The organism is Nostoc paludosum FACHB-159 (genome assembly GCF_014698835.1).
In the GTDB taxonomy this organism is placed as follows: Bacteria; Cyanobacteriota; Cyanobacteriia; order Cyanobacteriales; family Nostocaceae; genus Nostoc; species Nostoc paludosum.
On record NZ_JACJTU010000106.1, the window covers coordinates 1 to 9906 of the forward strand.

At 39.7% G+C, this 9906-nt stretch carries 5 protein-coding genes and 3 pseudogenes; 5 read left to right on the forward strand and 3 right to left on the reverse strand.

Annotated elements, in window-relative coordinates; all coding sequences use genetic code 11:
• A pseudogene (locus H6H03_RS38145) lies at positions 1-452 on the reverse strand (calcium-binding protein); the annotation flags it as partial.
• 466 nt (positions 453-918) lie between these two features.
• Here H6H03_RS38145 and H6H03_RS38150 point away from each other — a divergent pair.
• The 4 genes and pseudogenes from H6H03_RS38150 to H6H03_RS38165 all read left to right on the forward strand — a co-directional run.
• A complete protein-coding gene (locus tag H6H03_RS38150; RefSeq protein ID WP_242058203.1) occupies positions 919-1389 on the forward strand; it encodes a GNAT family N-acetyltransferase in 471 nt (156 codons plus the stop codon).
• 233 nt (positions 1390-1622) lie between these two features.
• Positions 1623-1937 carry a hypothetical protein gene (locus tag H6H03_RS38155; protein ID WP_190960185.1) on the forward strand — a complete coding sequence of 105 codons (315 nt, stop codon included), beginning with the start codon at positions 1623-1625 and terminating at the stop codon, positions 1935-1937.
• Positions 1938-2122: 185 nt separating this feature from the next.
• Positions 2123-2683, forward strand: coding sequence for an SMI1/KNR4 family protein (locus tag H6H03_RS38160; protein ID WP_190960186.1), 561 nt, complete (start codon positions 2123-2125; stop codon positions 2681-2683).
• An 86-nt stretch (positions 2684-2769) separates the two neighbouring features.
• Positions 2770-2989: pseudogene (locus tag H6H03_RS38165) on the forward strand (transposase); the annotation flags it as partial.
• A gap of 81 nt (positions 2990-3070) precedes the next feature.
• On the opposite strand, the gene H6H03_RS38170 reads toward H6H03_RS38165, so the two are convergent.
• Positions 3071-9070, reverse strand: a complete 6000-nt coding sequence (locus H6H03_RS38170) for a trifunctional serine/threonine-protein kinase/ATP-binding protein/sensor histidine kinase (RefSeq protein WP_190960187.1) — start codon at positions 9068-9070, stop codon at positions 3071-3073.
• A 618-nt stretch (positions 9071-9688) separates the two neighbouring features.
• Here H6H03_RS38170 and H6H03_RS42330 point away from each other — a divergent pair.
• Positions 9689-9799, forward strand: a complete 111-nt coding sequence (locus tag H6H03_RS42330) for an IS4/Tn5 family transposase DNA-binding protein (protein WP_449290001.1) — start codon at positions 9689-9691, stop codon at positions 9797-9799.
• On the opposite strand, the pseudogene H6H03_RS38175 reads toward H6H03_RS42330, so the two are convergent.
• Positions 9785-9906 (reverse strand): annotated as a pseudogene (locus tag H6H03_RS38175) (IS4 family transposase); the annotation flags it as partial. The gene H6H03_RS42330 and the pseudogene H6H03_RS38175 sit on opposite strands and share 15 nt — an antisense overlap.

The following is a 9906-nucleotide window of genomic DNA, read 5'->3' on the forward strand; positions in this document are numbered from 1 at the left end:
CTAATAATGTCATTGCCGCCGCTACCAGATAATTGATTATCAACAGCATCACCAGTAATAGTGTCCTTTTGATTTGTACCAGTTACATTAACAAAATTCTTCACCTTAACTGTAATTCGCGTTGAACCTGCAACCCTGATTTCTAGTTTTTCTTTAGATAAATCAGCTATTATTGATACGTTCGTAGCATCAGTAGTTGCATCAATACTGTTAGCCTGTCCAGTAGCACCGATCAGGGTTTCAACTACATCTTTAAATGTGTCAGTTCCAATTGCACCTTTTTGGAAACCTGCTGGTTGAATTATTACAGGTTGCCCTAAGTCGCTGTAATCAACAATATCGTTACCATCTCCACCAGTAATCGTATCATCACCTGCACTGGCGATAATCCTGTCATCCCCAGGAGTTCCAATTAAAATATCATCCCCATCAGTACCTGTAATTGTTGCCATAATCTTGCTTTCCCTGTTTTTGAGTAACTGCTGTATAGTAACTCGTTATCGGCTGTATTCTTTGGATAAATATTGCAAAATACAGCTATCAGCTAATATTCTTCTGTTGCTGCCAGTTACCAGAACTACCTTGCTTGTGATTGCTCGTTGGTATTTACCAAAATTGAATTACAGAATAAATGAAAGTTCAATTACCATCTGCCACGCTGATTATGTAGCACCGTGTAGCTTGAAGAAGGCAGAAGGCAGGAGGCAGAGGGCAGAAGGGACAATTAAGAAGGGGATTCAGACCCCTCCTTAATTGGGGCCACTGAACTTCGTTTCAGTGGGGGTCTTAAACCCTTACTCCCAAGGCGTCGTGGCAGAGTGCAGAAAACAGTATTCCTTCTGCCTCCTGCCTTCTGCCCTCTGCCCTCTGCCTTTCTCGATAAAAGGTACAGCTTACAGATATCTGTTGCTATAACTTATGAGTCAGCAAACTTATTTTAAAGTCCCCTTTGTCTGGGAGGAGCCGAAACCTTTAATTGAAGTGTCTGGACGATTAGCTTTTAAGCCTGTTAAGGCAATGGGCGGCAATCTATTAATCAGCGTCGTCACACGTGTAATGGCTTCATCAATGGATGCCAGCCATCAACGTAAAATTTCAGCAAGCTCGCCGTATCAAGAGGTTGAGAAATATCTCAATTCAGCCAAGGATGACTTCTGGTATCAAGATGACTGGTGGCAATTTGGAATTAATCAAAATGGCGACATTGTAGGGTTTGTGCTTCCGGTTATCTTTACAGGATGTGCCAAAGAAGACAAAGAGGAAGGAACTATCTACGATATTGGTGTACTTCCAGAGTACCGAGGGCAGGGTTTTGCATACGATATTTTGTCACAAGGAACACGTACATTACAAGAAGTAGGGGTTTGGAGAGTGTTTTGTGATACTTAGGTGGGTAACGAGCGGATGATTTCTGCTTTTAAGCGAGTAGGCTATCAACAGTACGGTGAACCTTGGCAGCGTCCCATTTGAATGGGGTTCACCTCTCGAATTTTTAGGTTGCTCTGAGAGTTTATATTTACCGATGATTAGTTAAAATCAAGCCAGGTAAACAAATTGGCAAAAGGTGAGCTGGAGTGCTTTTTTCCAGAATTCAACACAAATCTATTATCAGTTTGATGTTTTTGCTGATTTTGACTGTAGCTAGTGGAATTTTTGTATACTTAGTTTCCCCATTACGAGAACCAACCTTTCAACCAAATAGCGGCAACGGAGGTTCATTAGTTCCCTGGATGAGAGGAATCACAGAGTCACATTGGTTATGGGGAGCTAATATTTTAGCTTTTTTACTTTCTAGCAATCTGACGTTCATTACTTGGCAAAAATGGGGACTCAACCGAAACACTCAATGGTTGCGTTTGACGTTAATGGTACTAGCGTGGATATTACTATTTAGCTTTTTCTGGCTGGCATTTATGTCTCACTTATTATCACAATAGTTAATTGACTAAGCTATATGTATGAGCGTTCTGTAGTGATGAAAGTCCATGTGCAATTACTGTTTGTGAATTAAACTCATTTGGCGATCGCTCACAGCACTATGTACAGCAGTTAAGTAAGTTTAAATTCAACAGTCTAAACACGAGTCGTATAATCAAATATTGTAATTGTTGGAGAGTTATTCGTGTACCTGGAATCACAATTACGAGAAGCTTGGTGGCAAGTAGCCAAAAGCTTTTGTGCCAGATCGGGGCCATTAGTTCGGACTATTGAGGATATCGAACCTACCGCATTACAAACATCTTGGTTGATATGCGCCCAGTCACTACAGACACTCTTTGCCAATCATTATGGATATGAATCTGTAGCAGCGCGTTTTTCAGTCCCCAAGGATTATGAAGTCTTCATGCAACTTATAGGCGGCGGTTGGAAATGGCCGTTTAGCTTAGAATGGGTTCTATTTGACGCACAGACAGTTACTACAGCCACCGAGAATAACTTTCGGTTGTTTGTAAGCGAGGTGGAAGAAGATGAACCACCGATGGATTCTGGCTTTTGGTTGAGTATTGGATGCTGGTCAGACAAACATGAGTATCTTCTGTGTTGCGACCGAAACCACAGCCATTACGGAGTTGTCCTCGACGGGCATGATAGCCACCCTTGGCTCAACGGTGTTGAATTTGGTGGTTGCTATCTGATGGCTAAGTCATTCTCAGAATGGTTGCGTCTACACAGTAGTAGCTAACTGTTATGCTGCACCTGCTCTAAAGATGGAGTGATTCGCATTAACTGACAGTTGGTTGACGCACATTTGTCAGTCTTGGAATACGTCTTTCGGTTTGGTTAATGATCCAAGCCCATGTTGAAGTCATACGGCGTACCGAGCAAGAATTTCAAGTTTTGCCCAAGCGTTGGGTAGTCGAAAAAACATTTGGGTGGTTTAACCAATATCATCGTCTCAGCAAGGATTATGAGCGCCTACCACCAAATGAGTGAAACTGCTATATATGCTGTCATGACTAGAATTATGTTACGTCGTCTTGTTGTCTAAAGATTTACTTTATATCAACGTGAAAGCTGTGCTATTTAACCATTTTAGCCTTTTTTAATTTTCTGTTTTGTTTAAGTCCCGTTAGTGCGATAGGTTCATGGGAATGTCAATTATAAATTCTGTACCTTCGTCCAAAACAGAGCGACAACTCAACTTGCCGTTATGAGTTTCTTCAACAATTTGTCGGGCGATCGCTAATCCTAATCCAGTCCCTTTTCCTACAGCTTTAGTTGTAAACAAATGGTCAAAAATTCTGGCTTTAACCTCTTGAGTCATACCTTTACCATTATCTCGAATACAAATTTGAACTTGACGATCGAGTATTGCTGTCTGAATTGTGATTTGTTGCGGATGGGCACTGATTTGGGAAAATGAACCAGTTTTTGCCATTTCATCAAACATATCGATCGCATTAGCAAGGATATTCATAAATACCTGATTTAATTGCCCAGGAAAACATTCAATCTGCGGTAAATCACCATAGTTTTGAATTACTTGAATAGCAGGGCGAAATTCATTAGCCTTAAGACGATATTTAAGGATCAGCAAGGTACTATCAAGCCCGTCATGAAGATTAGCACTAGTCTTGTGTTCGGTATCAGCACGGGAAAAGGTACGCAAACTGGTGCTGATACTTTTGATGCGAGCAGTCGCTCCTTGCATGGAATCGAGTAACTTAGGTAAATCGTCGCCTAAAAATTCTAGATCGATCTCTTGGGCATGGTCTTGAATCGGTGTGCCTGGATGAGGATAATGTTGTTGATAAATTGCTAAATGTTGAATTAAATCTTGCACGTAATCTTTGGCATTGTTGATGCTGCCATTAAGGAAGCCGATGGGGTTGTTAATTTCATGGGCAACACCTGCTACCAAATTGCCTAAAGATGCCATTTTCTCGTTCTGGACTATTTGGAGTTGCGATTGTTCAAGTTGTTGAAGAGCAGATTCCAGTTGTTGTGCTTTGTGCCGAAGTTGTATTTCCGACTGACGCAAGGCTTGGTCTACTTGTTTGTGCCTAATTCCTGAGGCAATTTCATCGGCGACTAACTTTAGCATCTCCAAAAGCTCATCAGTTAGAGCCTGACGTGCAAACAAGGCCAGCACTCCCATCAGCCGATCTTCAAAGATGAGTGGATAACCAGCAAAGGCAACCATTCCTTCCTCCTTTGCCCATTCTTTATTTCCGACTCGCGGATCGTTCAACACATCATTAGTCAAATGAGGACGAAGTTCCTGGGCAATCAGTCCGATTTTAAATGCTCCTACCGGAACACGACTATGGGGGCCATCCAGATGAGTGTACAGTCCAGCACTTGCTTGGAGTTCTAACATATTTTCATCTGCATTTAGTGTCCAGATGCGTGCAAAAGCTGCATTTAAATGCTGAACAACAGCTTGTGTGCAGGATTGCAGCATTTTGGTTAAACACTCACTGCTGGTTAAGGCGGCATCTATGTCTGAGCGGAAACTTAATTTACGATTCTTTAACTGGAGCGATTCCAGGGTTTGTGCTAATTGTTCTGTTTTTTCGCGTTCATTGCTTTCTGAACGTTGCAGATTCTGGTATAGGCGAGCATTTTCTAGAGAAATCGCCGCCTGAGTGCAAAGGAAGTTGAGAATCAAGATGCGATCGCTGGTAAACACCCCACTGGTTGTACAACTGTGCAAATATAAAATTGCAATTAAATGTCCCTGATTGATAATTGGCAAACCCAACACACTCTTCGGTTGCTGCTGAATTAGATAATCATCAATGACAGGCAAATCAGTTTTGAGATCGTCAACTATTACCAGTTCTTGAGTATTTTTGATGTAATGAATCAGCTTGACTGGCAAATTGTGGCTATCTTCAAGAGGTTCGGAACAGAGTTCTATAGCGTTTAGTGTAGCACTAGCTACAAGCTGCCACCCAGAAGCCTGATTAGGCATAATTAAGGCACAGCCATCGCCCCCTGAGTGTTGCAAAAGTATCTGGGTGATTTGATGGATTAGTTCGTCCAGTTTAATTGTGCTGGAAAGGCTTTGAAAAGCTTTGAGAATAGCAACAAAGTCAATAATGTTATTGATGCTTGTACTAGAAGGGCGGCTAGTTTTTGTCGAGGTAAGCGAGATATTAGTAATCGATGCCAGAGTTTCCAGGGGATTGAGATTTTGAGTGACTGGCTGGAGAATGGGATGCAGTAATTGAGGATAACGCTGTTCTAAGTCATCTGTTTTGGCTAATGCTCCCCAACGGGCATAGCAGTAGTAAGCTTCCTGCATATAACCGCAAGCCACCTTCTGTTTGCCCCAGTTCAAGTAGAACTTAGCAGCAAGTTCGTTAGCTAAGGCTTCTTCTTGGGTGTAACCACTTTCCTTGGCAGCTGCAATGGCAAGATCGTAGTATTCTATCGCTGCGGTTTGATTGCTTAAAACTCGATTTTTTTCAGCCTCTACTAAATAAAATTGATGCAAAACATTCGTTGGACAATGATTTGCCCATAGTTGCATTTGTTCTTGATTATTTATTACTTGATTTAGCAGCTGTGTTTGTATGTCTTGATTGGCATTTGAAAAGATGCTTAACCTTGCCAATGATGCGTAAAAATAACATTGTCGAAAAATAACTAGCCCCAGCCCTCCCGCTAAATACTGTTCTGTTTTTACAATATATTCTTGGAGCAACTCATATTTGTCAAAAAGATAACACAGTTGCAGCTTAGAAAAATAAAATTCTAGCAATGCAACCATATCGTTCTTTGCTAGACTAGCGGGGAGCGTGACCTCTTCATCATAAGCTTCCCCCTTCAAACAACAGACATCATCAACCTCTCCTAATAAATTCAAAATCCTTTGTCTTTGAATTTCATTGTAGTTAGCCACCCCTTGTTGCTGAATTTGCCCAAGAGCATGGGTATAGGTTCGCATATCTTTTTCTAATGTACTTAAATCTTGGCCAAGAAAATATAAATGAGCGCTATAGTAACGAATAGCCAGACCCGCAAATTCTAAATCTCCTGTTTCTAAACCAATAGAGTACGCTTGCCAAAGAGATTGTAATGTTTCTTGAATATGTTCTTTCCAATGCCTGACAAGACAATTGAATGTATGGATAGTTTTTGAAGTAACTTCTTTAGTATCAAATTGACTTAAAAGATTGACAGCTAAATTACCAAACCTATAGCCAGATTCAATATCTTTAACTAATCCACACAGGATAATACCATAGACCACATATCCAAAAGATGATTGCGGAGAATTACCATATTTATGAGATAGGCTAATTTGCTTTAATGGTAACAAAAGAAATAAGTTAGGATCTACTTGATACGCAAAGCTTGTAATATTAGATAAAATTCTCATAGCTGCCAGAGCTATTTTATCTGTCATTGGCGGTAAATTGATTAAATCTTCAATAGACTCTTGTGCAAGTAGAGAGATAGTCGTACTAATTTCAGCCTGTACATTATCACTGCTAGCATTCTCTGGAAATTTAATCCCTAAAGACTCTAAAACTTCTTTTCCCAAACCAACTGCTTCTAGTGATTTATTTTGTGCGCCATAAGCTTGAATTTGTATTTCATAAACTTTGATTTTATCTAAAGCATTTTCAGCATTATTTAATACTATTTGAATCAATTCCGCCATCAATTCAAAATTACCTGCCAAATAAGCGGCTTCTGCTCCCAGGTTATGCAATTCTAAAGATAACTGATATTGACTTTGCCAATAATCTACTTTTAATAACTTAATTCCAAAAGTTGCATATTCGGTGGCAGCAGTGTAAGCAATAGAAACTCTCGCTTTTAAACCTGCGGCTAAATTTAGTCTTGCCAGTTCTTCTCGTTGGCTAGTTTGCGTAATCAGCTCAGAACCATAATTTAGTTGATTAACAATATCAAAGATTTTTTGCTCTCGCTCTGTTGCACTTATATTCTTGAGTAAGAGTTGACCAATTTTCAGATGGGTCGCTTGTTTTTGGTCTTGCGGAATTAGGGAATAAGCAGCTTGTTGGACGCGATCGTGTAAAAATTTATAGGAAACGACAATCTTACCAGTATGTTCATCCTCTTGGAGACCATGAGGCTGAAAAAACTTGTAGGTTTCGCTAATCGGCAAAATTAACCCTTCCTGTAACGCTTTCCACAAAGCGATCGCTGTATCTGCTGGTAATTGTTCCGAAATAATTGCCACAGTACTTAAATCAAAGCAGTTACCGATACAAGCTGCCAACTTTAACACTGCCTGTGTCTCTATCGGCAGTTTTAACAACTGCAATGCCATGAACTCTACCACATCATCGGTCAATGCCAGCTGTCGCACCGCCGCTATGTCACATTGCCAATAACCCAGTTGTGGCTGAAACTGAATCCAATTATCCTCATACAAAGCTTTAAGAAACTGCGTTGTGAAAAAAGGATTTCCTTTTGCTTTTTGATACACCAATCTTGCCAATGGTTGAGCTAATTCCTCAGTACAACTTAGGGTATCTGCCACTAACTGATTCACTGTTATTTCTCTCAAAGGTGGCAAGGTAATGGTATTGGTAATTACTCCTGCTTTTTGAATTTGTTCCAGTGCCAGCATCAACGGATGACCCAGAAAGACTTCATTGTCTCGGTAGGCTCCTAAAATTAGTAAATAACCTGAACTGCGAGCGCTCATCAATAATTGCAACAAGTTCAGAGAAGCTGAATCTGCCCATTGTAAATCATCTAAAAACATCACTAAAGGATGTTCTTTTGTCGTGAAAACTTGGATAAATTTTTGAAATAGTAAGTTGAAGCGATTTTGGGCGGCACTGCCAGAAAGTTTCGACACAGGGGGTTGTTTGCCAATAATCCTTTCTAGTTCAGGAATCATCTGCACAATCAATTGCCCATTTTCGCCTACAGCAGCGAGAATCTTGGCTTTCCAAGTTATCAATTGCACATCGCTTTCACTCAGTAGTTGTCCTATTAAATCACGAAAAGCTTGCACAAAAGCGGATAGGGGAATGTTGCGATTAAACTGGTCAAATTTGCCTTTGACGAAATATCCTTGCTGCCTAGTAATTGGCTTGTGGACTTCATTAACTACTGACGTTTTCCCAATTCCAGAAAATCCTGCTACTAGCATTATTTCGCTATTACCATTAGCAACGCGCTCAAAACCTTCTAGCAAGGTAGCAACTTCTGTTTCTCTTCCATAGAGTTTCTCTGGGATCGCAAAGCGATCGCATACATCTCTCTGAGCAATTTTAAAATCTATAATATTGCCAGTTTCTCTTAGTTGAGCTAAACACTTCTCTAAGTCATATTTTAAACCCAAAGCGCTCTGATATCTATCTTCGGCATTTTTCGCCATTAGCTTCATTACAATAGCTGAAAGCACTTGTGGGATTTGTTTTTTATTTTTTAACTCTGGTGGCATTCTAGCAATATGGCAATGCACTAATTCTAGTAAATCATCAGATTCAAATGGTAATTCTCCTGTGAGTAGTTCATACAATGTCACACCTAGAGAATAAAAATCACTGCGGTAGTCTATCCCTCGATTCATCCTGCCTGTTTGTTCCGGAGCAATATAAGCGAGTGTGCCTTCTAAAATATTTGGACTTTTAATTTCTGGCGTTTCTTTGGGTAAGAGGGAGGCAATACTAAAGTCTATTATTCTAATTTGCTTTGTGTGGGGATGAATCAAAATATTTGCTGGCTTAATGTCTTTGTGAATAACACAATTTTGATGTAAATTATGCAAAACTTGAATTAACTGTATTGCAATCTCTAAAAATTCCTCAAGTGAGAGTTTAGTTGTTTTCATGTATTCTCTTAAAGAAATTTCTCCTTCATCTTCCATCACTAAAATATAACCATTACCATAAACTTCTAGTGATAAAGGACGAACAATACCAGAAATATGAAGATTTCTACTAATCGTGTATTGATTCCGAAATTGTAGTAGCTCCTTGAAACTGGGATATTCAGATGTCAGAAGTTTAATGACGACTGCTAGCGACCCTTGCTCTCGAATAGCCTGGTAGACTTTGGTTCTTTGACCTGCATAAAGTTGAGAGCTAATTTGATATCCAGGAACCACAGGAGTGGAGCTTGCTGCTGCCATTTATACTGACCTCATAGTGAAATTTTATTTAGTATTCCCAAGTACCATCTTAGTTTTTACAAAATTCGTGAAAATCAGCACACGTTACAGGAAACGGAATGAGTAAATAGGGGTAAATAAAGAAATAGCTTCAGTTAAAGCTCTGAATCATAAACCTAACCTCCTTTTGCTATTTTTAGGGAGGTCAATCTCTAAAAGCTTTATCAGGCAATCAATACAAGCTATACTTTTAGAGAAAATGAGCTTTGTATTTGTTATTAAAAGAGAACCAAATGATTGGTTGCTATAAAAAGTTCTAAAATTCAGAAAATGGTAAATGTTTTCAAAGACTGAAAGAGAAGGGTTATTCAAATTTTATTCTCATCACAATTTCAGTTATCAAAGCTAATCTTTTTAAATTCTTTTTGCTGAATCGGGAGTTCAATGATAAACCCAGTGCCGTTACCAGGAGTTGAAACGCATATCAACTTACCGCCATGATTCTTGGTAACGATCCTGACTTTTCACGGGATGTGGAAAAGAGGGATTGGTTCGCGGAAGGTTTACGCGAACCAATAACAGAGAATTAACTTGTGATTTTAGATATTGTCGTGGTAGGTGTGAGTAACATGGGTGCAAATGAAAATCTTAGAGAAGAACCTGTATGGGGAGTGTAACTTTGGAGACAAACGTTTAACCCAAAGGGCAGCATTCCTTGCGGGGCTACAAAAAGGGCTAGGATGCAGATAGAATAAGCCTCATAGCCCTCTCTCCTTGCTGGTAGTACTTACGCTTATTAGGACTTAATCTCAATAATTCAGTGACTAACTCATAAGAATTTTCCATGAAATTGACCC